This window comes from Streptomyces sp. NPDC090119 (assembly GCF_044747085.1).
Classification (GTDB): Bacteria; Actinomycetota; Actinomycetes; order Streptomycetales; family Streptomycetaceae; genus Streptomyces.
Genome location: NZ_JBIVDK010000005.1, coordinates 34,810 through 50,239 on the forward strand (window position 1 = coordinate 34,810; position 15,430 = coordinate 50,239).

General features: G+C 74.1%; 14 protein-coding genes. 3 read left to right on the plus strand and 11 right to left on the minus strand.

All coding sequences use genetic code 11. The features are described 5' to 3' along the window. Window positions 1-121: 121 nt before the first annotated feature. The 5 genes from ACIPPM_RS21590 to ACIPPM_RS21610 are packed head-to-tail and all read right to left on the minus strand — an operon-like array spanning window position 122 to window position 5,686. Window positions 122-919 (minus strand): type III pantothenate kinase, encoded by a 798-nt coding sequence (locus tag ACIPPM_RS21590; RefSeq protein ID WP_030811239.1) that lies wholly within the window; start codon window positions 917-919, stop codon window positions 122-124. Between the two features lie 5 nt (window positions 920-924). After that, a complete protein-coding gene (gene nadC / locus ACIPPM_RS21595) occupies window positions 925-1,905 on the minus strand; it encodes a carboxylating nicotinate-nucleotide diphosphorylase (protein ID WP_393593817.1) in 981 nt (326 codons plus the stop codon). A 48-nt stretch (window positions 1,906-1,953) separates the two neighbouring features. After that, complete coding sequence (locus tag ACIPPM_RS21600; RefSeq protein WP_401450248.1) at window positions 1,954-3,687, minus strand: L-aspartate oxidase; 1,734 nt, start codon at window positions 3,685-3,687, stop codon at window positions 1,954-1,956. Then, window positions 3,684-4,685: a pantoate--beta-alanine ligase gene (gene panC / locus ACIPPM_RS21605; RefSeq protein WP_401450251.1), complete on the minus strand. Its 1,002-nt coding sequence runs from the start codon at window positions 4,683-4,685 to the stop codon at window positions 3,684-3,686. The genes ACIPPM_RS21600 and panC overlap by 4 nt, the downstream gene beginning before the upstream one ends. After that, window positions 4,682-5,686: a Rossmann-like and DUF2520 domain-containing protein gene (locus ACIPPM_RS21610; RefSeq protein WP_401450254.1), complete on the minus strand. Its 1,005-nt coding sequence runs from the start codon at window positions 5,684-5,686 to the stop codon at window positions 4,682-4,684. The genes panC and ACIPPM_RS21610 overlap by 4 nt, the downstream gene beginning before the upstream one ends. A gap of 170 nt (window positions 5,687-5,856) precedes the next feature. On the opposite strand from ACIPPM_RS21610, the gene ACIPPM_RS21615 reads away from it, so the two are divergent. Next, window positions 5,857-7,008: a threonine aldolase family protein gene (locus ACIPPM_RS21615; protein ID WP_401450257.1), complete on the plus strand. Its 1,152-nt coding sequence runs from the start codon at window positions 5,857-5,859 to the stop codon at window positions 7,006-7,008. Between the two features lie 19 nt (window positions 7,009-7,027). On the opposite strand, the gene ACIPPM_RS21620 is transcribed toward ACIPPM_RS21615, so the two are convergent. Beyond that, window positions 7,028-7,210 carry a hypothetical protein gene (locus tag ACIPPM_RS21620; protein WP_401450260.1) on the minus strand — a complete coding sequence of 61 codons (183 nt, stop codon included), beginning with the start codon at window positions 7,208-7,210 and terminating at the stop codon, window positions 7,028-7,030. Window positions 7,211-7,374: 164 nt separating this feature from the next. Here ACIPPM_RS21620 and ACIPPM_RS21625 point away from each other — a divergent pair, with 164 nt between their 5' ends. After that, window positions 7,375-8,478, plus strand: a complete 1,104-nt coding sequence (locus ACIPPM_RS21625; protein WP_401450262.1) for a DUF5937 family protein — start codon at window positions 7,375-7,377, stop codon at window positions 8,476-8,478. A gap of 3 nt (window positions 8,479-8,481) precedes the next feature. Here ACIPPM_RS21625 and ACIPPM_RS21630 read toward each other — a convergent pair whose 3' ends face one another. Both ACIPPM_RS21630 and ACIPPM_RS21635 read right to left on the minus strand, forming a co-directional pair. Continuing rightward, window positions 8,482-9,153 carry a response regulator gene (locus ACIPPM_RS21630; RefSeq protein ID WP_401450264.1) on the minus strand — a complete coding sequence of 224 codons (672 nt, stop codon included), beginning with the start codon at window positions 9,151-9,153 and terminating at the stop codon, window positions 8,482-8,484. Between the two features lie 70 nt (window positions 9,154-9,223). Continuing rightward, a complete protein-coding gene (locus tag ACIPPM_RS21635; protein WP_401450266.1) occupies window positions 9,224-10,429 on the minus strand; it encodes a sensor histidine kinase in 1,206 nt (401 codons plus the stop codon). 126 nt (window positions 10,430-10,555) lie between these two features. On the opposite strand from ACIPPM_RS21635, the gene ACIPPM_RS21640 reads away from it, so the two are divergent. Then, a complete protein-coding gene (locus tag ACIPPM_RS21640) occupies window positions 10,556-11,542 on the plus strand; it encodes an SAM-dependent methyltransferase (RefSeq protein ID WP_401451449.1) in 987 nt (328 codons plus the stop codon). An 11-nt stretch (window positions 11,543-11,553) separates the two neighbouring features. Here the strand turns inward: ACIPPM_RS21640 and ACIPPM_RS21645 are convergent, their stop codons facing one another. The 3 genes from ACIPPM_RS21645 to ACIPPM_RS21655 form a co-directional block, all read right to left on the minus strand. Then, the gene (locus ACIPPM_RS21645; protein ID WP_393593834.1) at window positions 11,554-12,702 is read right to left on the minus strand and encodes an NADH-quinone oxidoreductase subunit D; all 1,149 of its coding nucleotides are present in this window, start codon (window positions 12,700-12,702) and stop codon (window positions 11,554-11,556) included. Window positions 12,703-12,754: 52 nt separating this feature from the next. Then, a complete protein-coding gene (locus ACIPPM_RS21650) occupies window positions 12,755-14,110 on the minus strand; it encodes a hypothetical protein (protein WP_401450268.1) in 1,356 nt (451 codons plus the stop codon). A gap of 105 nt (window positions 14,111-14,215) precedes the next feature. Continuing rightward, window positions 14,216-15,346 carry an alpha/beta hydrolase gene (locus ACIPPM_RS21655; protein WP_401450271.1) on the minus strand — a complete coding sequence of 377 codons (1,131 nt, stop codon included), beginning with the start codon at window positions 15,344-15,346 and terminating at the stop codon, window positions 14,216-14,218. Window positions 15,347-15,430: the final 84 nt, after the last annotated feature.

The window sequence follows — 15,430 nt, forward strand, 5'->3', positions numbered from 1 at the left end:
TGGCGTGGGCATGCGGCGACGCTACCGCTAATCGGACAAAAGTTACGGAATGGGGCGCTCTGTCACGCGTGTCGGACCCAGGGTTCCCCCGCCCGGCCCTGGGCCCCACCCGTGCGCCCGGCTACCTGCGCGGCACGTTGCGCTCGTAGACCAGGCGCAGGCCGATCAGGGTCAGCCAGGGCTGGTGCTCGTCGATCACCGAGGACTCCCCCAGCACCATCGGCGCCAGACCGCCGGTGGCGATCACGGTGACGTCGTCGGGGTCGTCGGCCAGCTCACGCGCCATGCGGCCGACCACCCCGTCGACCTGTCCGGCGAAGCCGTAGACGATGCCGGACTGCATGGCCTCTACGGTGCTCTTGCCGATCACGTTGCGCGGACGGGCCACCTCGATCTTGCGGAGCTGCGCGGCCTTGACGCCGAGCGCCTCCACCGAGATCTCGATGCCGGGCGCGATGACCCCGCCGACGTACTCGCCGCGCGCGGAGATCGCGTCGAAGGTGGTCGCGGTGCCGAAGTCGACCACGATCGCCGGGCCGCCGTACAGCTCGTTGGCGGCGACCGTGTTGATGATGCGGTCGGCGCCGACCTCCTTGGGGTTGTCGAACTGCACCGGCACCCCGGTCTTGACGCCGGGCTCGACCAGCACCGCGGGCACGTCGCCGTAGTAGCGGCGGGTGACCTCGCGCAGCTCGTGCAGCACCGAGGGCACCGTGGCGCAGATGGCGATGCCGTGGATGCCGTCGCCCAGTTCCTCGCCGAGCAGCGGGTGCGTGCCCATCAGGCCCTGGAGCAGCACCGCCAGCTCGTCGGCCGTGCGGCGCGGGTCGGTGGACACGCGCCAGTGCTCGACGATGTCCTCGCCGTCGAAGAGGCCGAGGACGGTGTGGGTGTTGCCGACGTCGATCGTGAGCAGCATCCGTGTCACTCCGCCGGGCGCAGGTCCAGGCCGATGTCGAGCACCGGCGAGGAGTGGGTGAGGGCGCCGACGGCCAGGAAGTCCACGCCGGTGTCGGCGTAGGCGCGGGCGTTCTCCAGGGTGAGCCGCCCGGACGCCTCCAGCTCGGCGCGGCCGGCGACGACGGCGACGGCCTCGGCGCACTCGCCGGGGGTGAAGTTGTCCAGCAGGATCAGGTCGGCGCCCGCGTCCACGGCCTCGCGCAGCTGGTGCAGGGTGTCGACCTCCACCTCAACCGGCAGGTCCGGGAAGGTCTCCCGTACGGCCTTGAACGCCTGGGCCACGCCACCGGCGGCGAGCACGTGGTTGTCCTTGACCAGGGCGGCGTCGGACAGCGACATGCGGTGGTTGACGCCGCCGCCGCAGCGCACCGCGTACTTCTCCAGGGAGCGCAGGCCGGGGGTGGTCTTGCGGGTGTCGCGCACGCGGGTGCGGCTGCCCTCCAGGACGTCGGCCCACGCGCGCGTGGCGGACGCGATGCCGGACATGCGGCCCAGGATGTTCAGCGCGCTGCGCTCGGCGGTGAGCAGGTCGCGGGTGCGGGTGGTGACCGACAGCAGGCGCTGTCCGGCCTCGATCAGATCGCCGTCGTCGACGTGCCGCTCGACCTCGAACTCGTCCTCGCAGACCACGGAGAGCACGGCCTCGGCGATCCGGAGGCCCGCCACCACGCCTGCCTCGCGGGCGACGAAGTCGGCGGTGGCCACCGCGTCCTCGGGGATGGTCGCCACGGTGGTCACGTCGACGCCGCCGGCCAGGTCCTCCTGGACGGTGACGTTGGCGATGTCCTCGACCTCGACGGGGTCGAGCCCGGCCTCGGCCAGCAGCGCGGCCAGCGCGGGGTCGAGCCCGCACTCCAGCTGCTCTTCGCCCTCCTCGTCCGCGCCACAGGCGCAGCCGTCGCCGCAGCCGCCGGTCGGGGCGAGGGGAAGGTCGTCGGTGCTCACGTTCGTCACTGCTCCTGGGGACGCGGGTTCACCCGGTGGACAGAGGTGTCACCGGGTAGGGGGGAAGTCTGCGCTCTCGGTGGTGCGTACGGCCAGCGAACGGTCCGCGCGGAGGGTCACCACCAGGTGGCGGCGCCAGTGGGCGTCGTCACGGTCGGCGTGGTCCTCGCGCCAATGGCAGCCGCGGGTCTCCTCGCGCAGCGTGGCGGCCGCGACGAGGACGCGGGCCACGTCCAGGAGGTTGGTGGCCTCCCAGGTGTCGACGCCCGGCTCGGCGGTCTTGCCCTCGCCGTCCAGGGCGTCGCTGGCCCGGTCGTGCAGCTCCGCGAGGCGCCGGGCGGCCCGCTCCAGGGAGGCGGCCGAGCGCAGGACGCCCGCGCCCTCGGTCATGATCCGCTGCACGGCGAGCCGGTCCTCGGGGGCCAGCAGGGGGTGCGCGGGCGTGCCGGGGGTCTCGGGGTGCCGCACGGGCGCGGGTACGCGCGGGTGCGGGCCGTTCGCGGTGTGCGCGCCCTGCCTCGCCTGCTCCGCCTGCTCCGCCGCGATGTCGGCGGCGAGGCGCTCGGCGTAGACGAGCCCTTCGAGCAGGGAGTTGGAGGCGAGCCGGTTGGCGCCGTGCACGCCGGTGCAGGCGACCTCGCCGCACGCGTACAGGCCGGGGACCGTCGTACGGCCGCGGTCGTCGGTGCGGACGCCGCCGGAGGCGTAGTGGGCGGCCGGGGCGACCGGGATCGGCTCGGTGACCGGGTCGATGCCATGGGCGCGGCAGGCGGCCAGGATGGTCGGGAAGCGGTGTTCCCACATGTGGGCGCCGAAGTGCCGGGCGTCGAGATACATGTGCTCGGCGCCCACCTCCTGCATGCGCCGCGTGATGCCCTTGGCGACGATGTCGCGCGGGGCCAGCTCGGCCAGCTCGTGCTGCCCGACCATGAAGCGCGTGCCGTCGGCGTCGACCAGGTGGGCGCCTTCGCCGCGCACCGCCTCCGAGACCAGCGGCTGCTGGCCCTCGGCGTCGGGGCCGAGGAAGAGCACGGTGGGGTGGAACTGCACGAACTCCAGGTCGCTGACCTCGGCGCCCGCTCGCAGCGCCAGCGCCACGCCGTCGCCGGTGGAGACCGAGGGGTTGGTGGTCGCGGAGAACACCTGGCCCATGCCGCCGGTGGCGAGCACCACGGCGGGCGCGTGCACGGCGCCCACGCCGTCGTGCTGGCCCTCGCCCATGACGTGCAGGGTGACTCCGGCGGTGCGGCCCTCGGCGTCGGTGAGCAGGTCCAGGACGAGCGCGTTCTCGATGGTGCGCAGGCCCCGCGCGCGGACTGCGTCGACCAGCGCGCGGGAGATCTCCGCGCCGGTGGCGTCGCCGCCCGCGTGGGCGATGCGCCGCCGGTGGTGGCCGCCCTCGCGGGTGAGCTGGATGGAGCCCGCGTCGTCGGTGTCGAACCGCGCGCCGGTGTCGATCAGCCGTCGTACGGCGTCGGGGCCGTCGGTGACCAGGAGGCGTACGGCGGTCTCGTCGCACAGGCCCGCGCCCGCGACCAGGGTGTCGTCCAGGTGCTGTCCGGGGGTGTCGCCGTCGCCCAGGGCGGCCGCGATGCCGCCCTGCGCCCAGCGGGTGGAGCCGTCGTCGAGGCGGGCCTTGGTGACGACGACCGTCGTCAGCCCGGCCGCCTCGCAGCGCAGCGCGGCGGTCAGGCCGGCCACGCCGGAGCCGACGACCACCACGTCGGCCGGGATGGACCAGCCGGGGGCGGGTGCGTGCAGTCGTATGCCGGTGCTGGTCACAAGGCGGCTCCAGGGCTGCCGAAGGTGAGCGGGATGTTGTCGATCAGCCGGGTCGAGCCGACCCGCGCGGCGATGGCGAGGACCGCCTCGCCGGTGAAGTCGTCGGCGATCTCGGTGAAGTCGGCCGGGTCGACCAGGGCGAGGTAGTCCAGGTCGAGCGGCGGGTCGAAGCGGGCGGCCTCGTCCAGGGCCTGGCGGGCGGCCGCGCGGACGGCCGCCGGGCCGCCGGGCGCGGCCGTGGCCACGGCGTGCGCGTCGGCCGCCGCCCGCGACTCGCCTATGGCGCTCAGTGCCTCGGCGCGCGCGTGAGTCGACGGCACCTCCAGGGCCCGTGCGCGCAGTGCCTCCTGGGCCGCGTGCCGGTCCCGGCCCGCGAACAGGGCGCGGGACAGGGTGAGGGCGGTGGCGCGCTCCGCGGGGGCGAGGTAGCGGTTGCGGCTGGACAGGGCGAGACCGTCCTCCTCGCGGACGGTGGGCACGCCGACGATGTCCACGCCGAAGTTGAGGTCCCGCACCATGCGCCGGATCAGCGCGAGCTGCTGGGCGTCCTTCTGCCCGAACAGGGCCACGTCGGGCCGGGTGAGGTGGAGCAGCTTGGCGACGACGGTGAGCATGCCGTCGAAGTGGCCGGGGCGGGTGGCGCCCTCCAGGCGGCCGCCCATGGGGCCCGCGGTGATCCGCACCTGGGGCTCGCCGCCGGGGTAGACCTCGTCCACGGCCGGGGCGAACACCGCGTCGGCGCCCGCGTGTCCGGCGAGCGCGAGGTCGGCGTCCAGGGTGCGCGGGTAGCGGTCGAGGTCCTCGCCCGCGCCGAACTGGAGCGGGTTGACGAAGACGGTGACGACGACCTCGCCGTCCGGCCCGGCCATCTCGCGGGCGGCGCGGATCAGCGTGGCGTGGCCCTCGTGCAGGGCGCCCATGGTCATCACGACGGCACGGCGGCCGTGGCGCACGCGCGCGTGCAGCTCGTCGGCGGTGCTCAGCAGGGCGGTGGTCATCGGTCGTTCCCCTCGGGGCCGTTCTCTTCGTCGTCCCCGGGTCCGTCGGCGTCGGTGCCGGAGGCGGTGCCGGTGGCGGTCTCCTGGTCGGCGAGCACGCCGAGCAGGTCCTCGGCCAGCTCGGCCTTGAGCAGGCCGTGGGCGAGGGCGCGGTCGGCGGTCGCGCGGGCCATCGCCACGTAACCGGCGACGGTCTGCGGGGAGTGCGCGCGCAGCTCGGCGATGTGCGCGGCGACGGTGCCCGCGTCCCCGCGCGAGACGGGGCCGGTGAGGGCGGCGTCGCCGGAGCGCAGGGCGTTGTCCAGGGCGGCGCCGAGCAGCGGGCCGAGCATCCGGTCGGGGGCGCCGACCCCGGCCGTGCGCAGCAGCTCCATGGACTGGGCGACCAGGGTGATCAGGTGGTTGGAGCCGAGGGCGAGGGCCGCGTGGTAGAGCGGGCGGTTCTCCTCGCTGATCCACTCCGGCTCGCCGCCCATCTCGATGACCAGGGCCTCCGCCGCGAGCCGCAGCTCCTCGGGCGCGGTGACGCCGAAGGAGCAGCCCGCGAGGCGCTGGACGTCGACGGGGCTGCCGGTGAAGGTCATCGCCGGGTGCAGCGCGAGCGGCAGCGCGCCCGCGCGCAGGGCGGGTTCGAGCACCGAGACGCCGTACCGGCCGGAGGTGTGCACGAGGAGCTGGCCGGGGCGGACGGCGCCGGTCTCGGCGAGGCCGGTGACCAGGCCCGGCAGGGCGTCGTCGGGGACGGTGAGCAGCACCAGGTCGGCACGCCGGAGCACCTCGGCCGGGGGCACCAGCGGCACACCGGGCAGCGTCTTCTCGGCGCGCCTGCGGGAGGCGTCGGAGACTCCGGAGACGGCCACCGGGCGGTGCCCGGCGAGCTGCAGGGAAGCGGCCAGGGCGGGGCCCACGCGGCCGGCGCCGACGACGCCGACGGTGAGCCGCGCGGGGCGGTCCTGGGTGCCTGTGCTGTCTGTGCTGTCTGTGGGGGGGACTGTACTCACGCGACCGTGACCTTCCCGTTCCAGTCCGCTCTGGGTACCGGACGATTTCTCGTCATGTTAACGCTATCCGGCGCCACCGCCCCGGTTGTCCACAGGCTGTGGGCTTCTCACACCGGGTCCGCGCGGAAACCGGATGCCCGCGCGGAGCCCGGCGCGGCATGATCCCCCGCATGAGCGACACGGACGGACCAGCACAGCGACTTTCGCTACGGGAACGGCGCCGGGCGGCCCTGCGTACCGTGCCACGCGCACTTTCGCGCGGGCACGCGCGCGGCACGCTGCGCGAACGCCTGACGGCGCTGACGGAGGCGGCGCCCGAGGTGTACGACCTGGACGAACCCACCGACTTCTACGGCGACGGGGTGGTGGGCGCCCTGGAGGACCGGGTCGCCGCACTGCTCGGCACCGAGGCCGCCGTGTTCTTCCCGACCGGCACCATGGCCCAGCAGGTCGCCCTGCGCTGCTGGGCCGCCCGGACCGGGAACCCCGCGGTCGCCCTGCACGCCCTGTCCCACCCCCAGGTGCATGAACGGCATGCGTTCAGCCAGGTCAGCGGGTTGCGCCCGGTCGTCGTCAGCCGGGAGCCGCGCCCGGTGACGGCCGCCGACGTACACGGCCTGGACGAGCCCGTCGGCGCGCTCCTGCTGGAACTCCCGCTGCGCGACGCCGGGTTCCTGCTGCCGTCCTGGGAGGAGCTGACCGGGACCGTCGAGGCCGCGCGGGACCGTGAGGCGGTCGTGCACTTCGACGGCGCCCGCCTCTGGGAGGCCACCGAGCACTTCGGCCGCCCCCTGGACGAGATAGCGGCCCTCGCCGACAGCGTCTACGTGTCGTTCTACAAGTCCCTCGGCGGCCTCGGCGGCGCCGCGCTCGCCTGCCCCGCGAGCCTCGCCGAGGAGGCGCGCGCCTGGCGGCACCGGTACGGGGGCCTGGTCTTCCAGCAGTTCCCGACCGCGCTGTCGGCCCTCGTCGGCCTGGAGCGGGAGCTGCCGAGGCTGCCCGAGTACGCGCGGCACGCGCGCGTGGTCGCCGCCGCGCTGCGCGAGGGGTTCGCCGCGGCGGGGCTGCCGTGGGCGCGGGTGCACCCGGAGGTGCCGCACACCCACGACTTCCAGGTCTGGCTGCCGTTCGAGCCCGAGGTGGTGGCGGAGGCGGCCGTACGCCAGGCCGAGGAGACCGGCACGCTGCTGTTCGCGGGCGCCTGGGAGTCGCGCGGACCCGGCCTCGCCGTCACGGAGATCGGCGTGGGCGCGGCGGGCCTCGCGTGGACGGCGCGGGATGTGCGGGACGCGGCCGTGGACTTCGCCGGGCGGCTGGGCTGAGCCCGCTCCTCGACGGTTCCTACGGTGTGCGGCGGTCCGGGGCGCCTCCGAGGCGGCGCCCCGCGAGGACGGCGCGGAAGCGGCGCCGTTCGCGCAGGGCGCGCAGCAGGCCCAGGGTGCCCGCGCCGGGCTCGGGCGGCTCCGGCTCGCCGTGCCGGCGGGCGCGGTAGGCGTCGAACAGGTACTGCTGGGTGAGGCTCATGACGGTCCGCCTTCTCGGGACGTGAACTGATGATCGCTGCTCGATCGGGCTCCGCGGCGGCCCGGCGGCCTCCACCCTGATCCCCGTCCGCCCGCACGTCGCGCGGATTGACGGCAGCCGTCAATCCAGGGGGCGTTGTCGGTGGCAGGGGGCACCATGGGCACATGAGCGTGACCATCGACATCAAGGGGCTCCCGGCGGAGCGCATCTCCGTGGTGCCCTCACCGCTGGCCGAGCTGGGGATGGCCCTGCACGCGCTCAGCGAGCCCGGCCACCACCCGGAGCTCCAGGGCTGGGTGACCGCCGTGTCCAGCCGCCTGGACCCGTGCCTGGCCGACCGGCTCTGCGAGGCGGACTTCCTGTGGCGTACGACGTTCTCGGACGTGTTCGCCCCGTTCGCCGGGCTCCCCGGCCGGCGCGGACTGCCGGGCGGGACGCTCGCCGAGGAACTCGACCTGCTCGACAAGCTGACGGACGAGCAGTTCGTCGACGTGGCGATGGAGTTCACCTGTCACGACCAGTACCACCGGCAGACCGTCGGCCCACTGGGTGACCCGGAGCTGCGCCGCCGGGCCCTGGATCTGGCCGCCGCGCGCGGTGCTGTCCAGGAGCGGTTCGCCCGGCGCCTCCTGGCGGACCCGCCGACGGTCCGGGCCTGGTTCCGCCAGCTCGTGCTGGACTGCGACGAGGCGTTCTTCGCCGACACCTGGGCCCGGCTCCAGCCCCAACTCGCCGCCGACGCCCGGCACAAGACCGAGCTGCTGCGCCGCAAGGGCCCCGCCGAGGCGCTCGCCTCGCTCTCCGGCGCGGTGTCGCTGGACGAGGAGGCAGAGCTCGTCACGATCGACAAACTCCGGGCGGGCCGGGGCATCACCGGCGACGGCGGCCTGGTCCTGGTGCCGACCAGCCTCGGCCGGCCGCATCTGATGGTGCTGCACCGGTACGGCTGGCAGCCCGTGATCACCTACCCCGCCCAGGCCACCCGCCCCAAGACCCCCACCGTCGAGCAGCTCACCCGCCGCCTGGAGGCTCTCGCCCACCCCGCGCGCCTGCGCATGTGCCGCAACCTCGCCCGCAGCCCGCACAGCACCAGCGAACTCGCCGACGCGCACGGCATGTCGGCGCCGGAGATATCCCGGCACCTGGCCGTGCTGAAGAAGGCGGGCCTGATCACCAGTTCCCGGCACGGCCGGTACGTCCAGCACCAGTTGGACCTGGCCGCCGTGTCCCGGCTGGGCAGCGACTTCATCGAGGGCGTACTGCGCTGAGCCTCAGGGCTGGCCGCCCGCGCGGACCAGCCCGGTCTCGTAGGCGAGGACGACCACCTGGACGCGGTCGCGCAGGCCCAGCTTGGTGAGGATGCGGCCCACATGGGTCTTCACCGTGGCCTCGGAGAGGACCAGCCGGGCGGCGATCTCGCCGTTGGACAGCCCCTGGGCGACCAGGATCATGACCTCGCGCTCGCGCTCCGTGAGCCGGGTCAGCTCCGCGTGCCGGGGCTCCTCGACGGCCGAGGGCAGCATCGGGGCGAACCGGTCGAGCAGGCGGCGCGTGGTGGAGGGGGCCACGACCGCGTCCCCGCTGTGCACCGCGCGGATCGCGGTAAGCAGTTCGCCGGGCGGCACGTCCTTGAGCATGAAGCCGGAGGCGCCCGCCTTCAGCCCGGAGAACGCGTACTCGTCCAGGTCGAACGTGGTCAGGATGAGCACCTTCGGCGGCTCGGGCTCGGAGCAGATGCGCCGGGTCGTCTCCACCCCGTCCAGCTTGGGCATGCGCACGTCCATCAGGACCACGTCGACCGGGGTGGTGCGCAGTACCTGGAGGGCCTCCACCCCGTCGCCCGCCTCCGCGACGACCTCCATGTCCGGCTGGGCGGCGAGCACCATCCGGAAACCGGTGCGCAGCAGCACCTGATCGTCGACGAGCATCACGCGGATCGCCATCGGGGTCCTCTTCCGTGTCCTTCTGTGGGTGTACGGGCCGTGAGTGTGCGGGGCGCGTTCGTGACCGGTGTCAGTGCGCCGGTTTCAGCGGGAGCAGCGCGCTGATGCGGAAGCCTCCGCCGGGACGCGGTCCGGCGTCCAGGGTGCCGCCGACCATGCCGATCCGCTCCCGCATGCCGATCAGGCCGTGTCCCTGGCCGTCCGCGCCGCCCTCCTCGTACAGCTCGTGCGGGGCGCCCTTGCCGTCGTCCTCGACCAGCAGGCCGAGCCCGTCGTCGAAGTACACCAGCCGCACGCTCGCGCCCGCCTCGGGCCCGCCGTGCTTGCGGGTGTTGGTGAGCGCCTCCTGCACGATCCGGTACGCGGTCAGCTCCACCCCGCTGGGCAGCGGGCGTGGGGTGCCCTCGACCTTGAAGTCCACCGGCAGCCCGGCGTCGCGGCACTGCTCGATCAGGTCGTCGATCTGCTCCACGTCGGGCTGCGGGACGTACTCCCCGCTCTCCTGGTGCTCGCCGGTGCGCAGCACGCCCAGCAGGCGGCGCATCTCGGCGAGCGCCTGGCGGCCGGTGGAGGAGATCGTCTCCAGGGCCTGGCGCGCCTGGTCGGGGGCGGCGTCCAGGACGTAGGCGGCGCCGTCGGCCTGCACCACCATCACCGAGACGTTGTGCGCGACCACGTCGTGCAGTTCGCGGGCGATCCGTGCGCGTTCGGCGGCGACGGCGACCTTGGCCTGCGCCTCGCGCTCCTTCTCCAGCCGGGCGGCGCGCTCCTCGAGCTGGGCGAAGTAGGCGCGGCGGGTGCGCATCGAGTCGCCGAGCACCCAGGCCAGCGCGAACGGCACCGTCTGGAACACCGCGAGCGCGAGCTGCCCGAGCCCGCTGACCTGCTCGTTCGGCCAGCGCAGCTGCGCCAGCGAGGCCGCGACCAGGCTGGTGGCGAGCGCCAGCCGGGAGGCCCACAGGGCGCCGTTCGCGGCGACCGTGTAGACGATCACCAGCATGGTGAAGTCGGCGACGAGCGGCTGGACGTCCAGGATGAGCTGCGCCAGCCCGGTGACCAGCACCGCGACCAGCATCAGCTCCGGCAGGCGGCGCCGCAGGGCCAGGATCACGCACAGCACGGTGGAGATCGTCCAGGCCGCGGCGAAGGAGCCGTGGTGGTGCGGGGCGCCGTCCATGTTCACCACGCTCACGCCGGAGAGCCCGAGCAGGACGACGGCCCAGAAGCAGTCGACCCACGTCGGGTGGCGGCGGAGGAAGTCATAGAGGCGCTGCACGTCTTCAGCGTAGGGAAACCCGGTGCGCGCGGGGGTCAGCCGAGGGGGCGATCCGTGCCCGGCACACGTACGCCGCAAGGTGGATGCCCCGGTCCTCTGTACGCCTAGGCTGACCCGGTGCGGGAGATGACGGAGCAGGGCTGGCGGGAGGCCACTGAGCGGGCGCTGTACGGGCCCGAGGGCTTCTACCTGCGTCCCGAGGGCCCCGCCGGGCACTTCCGTACCTCCGTGCACGCCTCGCCGCTGTTCGCCGCCGCCGTGGCCCGGCTGCTGTGCCGGGTGGACGTGGCACTGGGGCGGCCCGAGGTGCTGGACTTCGTCGATCTGGGCGCGGGGCGCGGGGAGTTGGTCCGGGGGGTGCTGGCCGCGCTGCCCGCCGGAGTGGAGGCGCGCACGCGGGCGTACGCCGTGGAGCTCGCGGACCGGCCCGAGGGACTGGACGGGCGGATCGCGTGGCGGACCGGGGTGCCCGCGGAGGTCACCGGGCTGCTGTTCGCCAACGAGTGGCTGGACAACGTGCCCGTGGACGTCGCCGAGACGGACCGCGCGGGCGTGCCCCGGCTGGTGCTGGTCGCGCCGGACGGCACCGAGCGGCTCGGGGAACCGGTCATGGGCGCGGAGGCGGACTGGCTGGCCCGGTGGTGGCCGGCCGCCGCCGAGGAGGGGCTGCGGGCGGAGATCGGGCTGCCGCGCGACCGGGCCTGGGCGGACGCCGTCGGCCGGGTGCAGCGGGGTCTCGCGGTGGCCGTCGACTACGCCCACACCCTCGGCATCCGCCCGCCCTTCGGGACGCTCACCGGGTTCCGGGCGGGCCGGGAGACGGCACCCGTGCCCGACGGGACGTGCGACATCACCGCGCATGTCGCGCTGGACGCCTGCGCGGCGGCCGTCAGCGGCCACGGCACCCCGCGCCTGCTCACCCAGCGCGAGGCCCTGCGCGCGCTGGACGTCACCGGCGCACGCCCCCCGCTCACGCTCGCCACCACGGACCCCGCCGCCTACGTACGCGCCCTCGCGGACGCCGGAGCCGCCGCCGAACTCACCGCACCGGGCGGCCTCGGCGACTTCGGCTGGCTCCTCCAGCCGGTGGGCCTGCCCGAGTCACCCCTCTGACCTGCCCAGCTCTACTTGTCGATGTCCCCGACCACGAAGAACAGCGACCCCAGGATCGCCACCATGTCGGACACCAGCGTCCCCGGCAGCAGCTCGTTCAGCACCTGGATGTTGTTGTAGGACGCGGACCGCAGCTTCAGCCGGTACGGGGTCTTCTCGCCCTTGCTGACCAGGTAGTAGCCGTTGATGCCGAGCGGGTTCTCGGTCCAGGCGTAGGTGTGTCCCTCGGGCGCCTTCAGCACCTTCGGCAGCCGCTGGTTCACCGGGCCCGGCGGCAGCTCCGCGAGCCGGTCCAGACAGGCGTCCGCGAGGTCGAGCGCGTTGTGGGTCTGCTCCAGCAGCACCTCGAAGCGGGCCAGGCAGTCGCCCTCGGTCCGGGTGACGACCTTCAGGGTGTCCTGGAGGTCCCCGTAGGCGAGGTACGGCTCGTCGCGGCGCAGGTCGAAGTCGACGCCCGAGGCGCGCGCGATGGGCCCGCTCACGCCGTACGCGTGCACGGCCTCCGGAGTGAGCGCCCCCACGCCCCGCGTGCGCCCCCGGAAGATCTCGTTGCCGAGGACCAGGTCGTCGAAGACGTCCATGCGGGAGCGGACGGCGGCGACGGCGTCCCGCGCGCGCCCGGTCCAGCCGTCGGTGAGGTCCTCCTTGAGGCCGCCGACCCGGTTGAACATGTAGTGCATACGCCCGCCGGAGACCTCCTCCATCACGTTCTGGAGCACCTCGCGCTCCCGGAACGCGTAGAAGACCGGGGTGATCCCGCCCAGCTCCAGCGGGTAGGAGCCGAGGAACATCAGATGGTTGAGCACCCGGTTCAGCTCGGCGAGCAGGGTGCGGGTCCACACCGCGCGCTCGGGGACCTCCATGCCGAGCATCCGCTCGACGGCGATGACCACGCCCAGCTCGTTGGAGAACGCCGACAGCCAGTCGTGGCGGTTGGCCAGCATGATGATCTGCCGGTAGTCACGGGCCTCGAACAGCTTCTCCGCGCCCCGGTGCATGTAGCCGATCACCGGCTCGGCGCGCTGGATGCGCTCGCCGTCCAGCACCAGCCGCAGCCGGAGCACGCCGTGGGTGGACGGGTGCTGGGGTCCGATGTTGAGCACCATGTCGGTGCTCTCGGCCGCGCCGCCGATCCCGACCGTGGTCTCCGTCGCAGTCATGCGTCCCAGTCTCCCCTACGCCCGTGGCGGCGGGGGAAACCAGCGGCGCGGGTCAGTAGGCCGCGCTGCGCAGCCGCTCGACGTCGATGTGCTCGGTCTCGTCGTGCGCGGTGAGGTCGATGACCTGATCCACGTCGTACACGCCCGCGGGCTTGTAGCCGGACTCGGCGTCCGCCTTGTGCAGCGCGATGGCCTCCTGCCCGACCACGTCGGCCAGGTCCTCGTTGCGCACGTCCATCGCCTCCGACGGGTCCTTCTGCGTCCCGAAGAAGTCGAACCCGCCCTCGACCAGCGGGCGCCGGGCGGGCGCGGCCGGTACGACGGCGACGGCGGTCGGCACCGTGAAGTGCCCGGCGGGGCGCTGCCCGGCGGCCTGGGCGGGCACGACGGCCGTCCCGGTGGTCTCCGGGTCCGGAGTGTGCGCCTGCGCCTCCTGCGGGGCCGACTCGTCCGGCGTGGTGTGCGCCTCGGTCACTTCCCCTTCGGCGTCCACGGGTCCCAGGCCCTCGGCGTCCGCCTCGGGTCGCTCAGCGGGCTCAGTGGACCCGGCGGGCGCGACGGAGCCGGTGGAGCCAGTGGGGTCGACGGAGCCAGTGGGGTCGACGGAGTCGGCGGGCCCGGTGAAGTCGGCGGAGTCGGCGGCCTCGATGCCCTCGCTGTCCGGGGCTCCTTTGGCAACGGCGTCCACCTCGGTCTCCGCCGCATCGGTCTCCGCCGCATCGAGCTCAGCCGCGTCGAGCCCGGCCGCCTCGGCCGTCACGCTCGCGCCGTTCTCCGGCTCGTCGGCCTCCGGTTCCCCGGCCGTCCACTCCAGGCGGGCCAGCGCGGTCGCGGCCTTCAGGAACAGCTCCGCGCGCCCGGCCGGGACGGCCGCCGCGGGCTCCGCCACCGGAGTCGTGACGGCCTCGTCCGCGCTCGGCGCGGGCGGCAGCGCGGGGACGCCGGGCTCCGGAGCCGCCTCGATCTCCAGCAGCCGCCGCCCCTCCAGGGCGGTGGCGCGCTCGGTCTCCGCGGTGGCGTACCGGCGCAGCAGGGCGGCGTGTTCGTTGCGCAGCCCGGCCAGTTCGGCGCGCTTGGCCCGCAGCCGCCCCTCCAGCTTGGCGCGCAGCTCGCGCGACTCCTCCAGGTCGGTCTCCAGTTCGGCGACCCGTTCGTCGTACCGCCACTCGTCACTGGCCCGCGCGCGCGTCAGCTCGGCGACCTGCTTGCCCGCCTGCGTGTCCCACTGGCGCATCACGGCCGCGCCGCCGACCGCCGTGAGCGCGGCGAGGGCGGCGAGCGCGCGCAGCACACCGAGGTCGGAGAACACCCAGGAGGTCAGCGCGCAGACGACGGCGACACCGGCGATCGCGGAGGGAGGCAACAGCCGGTGCAGAGGCGGGGAATGGCGGTGGCGTCCACGTGGCATGGCCAGAAACTTACCGCGCGTAGGCGCCTCATGGGCCCCCGCAGCGCAAAAACCCGGCCACACCAAGGGCCTCACGGGGTTTCAGCACCCCGCGCCCACCCGCGCTCAACGGTCGCTGAGCTGCCCGCTGAGCCACTGGAGGGCGGGCGGGATCTCGCGCCGCCAGGTGTTGAAGTTGTGACCGCCGCTTTCGAGGATGATGGAGGAGATCCTGGTCCGGCCGGTGGCGCGCACCTCCTTCACGAACCTGAGGGTGTCCCGGTAGTTCTGCTCGCCGACCTTGCTGCTGGTGACGAGCAGGGAGGTGTCGGGCGCCGGCTCGTGCGCGAGCAGCCAGTGCAGATCGGCGTGATCACGCAGGTTGCGGTCACCGTGGAAGAGGTCGCCCGTGGTGGGGTCGATGGGCGCGTTGTAGTACGCCGACAGCCCGGCGCCCGCCGCGTAGACGCCGGGGTGGCGCATGGCGAGCTTCAGGGCGCAGTAGCCGCCGGTGGAGTCGCCGATGATGCCCCAGCTTCCGGGGCGGGCTCCGGCCCGGTAGTGCGCGAGGACCGCCTCGGGGAGGTCCTTGGCGAAGAAGGTCTCCGTCTGCGGGCCCCGGGGGATGTCCACGCACTCGGTGTCGCGCGGGGGCGCCACGGTGGGCCGCATCATCACCAGGATCATCGGCTGCGCCCGCCCGTCCTTGGCCAGGCCCCGGGCGACGGCCGGGTACTTGAGCTTGGTGACGAGGGCCTGCGCGGTGCCGGGATAGCCGGTCAGCACCACCGAGACCGGGAACGTACGGGTGCGGAACCGGGGCTGGAAGTACTCCGGCGGCAGATAGACGTAGGCCGGGGTGGCGATGCGGGAGACCCGGCCGACGATGTCGACCTTCTGGACCTGGCCCACCATCGACGACCGCGCACCACCGTCGCCCGGCGGAGACTTGATGTCGACCACCCGGAGCGGGCCGCCCGCCCCGGTGGTGACGGCCGACTGGTCGACGAGGACGCCCTGTTCGGTCTCCCGGCCGAGCAGGTCGTCCCAGCCCGCGTAGAAACCGAAGGTCTGGTTGGCGGCCACCCCCAGGGAGCAGATGAGCGCCAGCTGGGTGGCGAGCAGCAGGCCCACCCGGCCGCCCAGCGCGCGCCAGCCGCGCCGGGCCAGCCGCGGCCACAGCCACAGCGTGAGGCCGAACAGCACCACGGCGGCCGCCACCGCCACCGCCAGAAGTGAGTTGCTCGTGAGACCCATGACTGTCCCTGCCTGCGCTTTCCGCCCCGGGCCCCCGTGTCGCGGCACGGATTTGCCCCAGGCTTTCCTTGACCTTTGACCCGA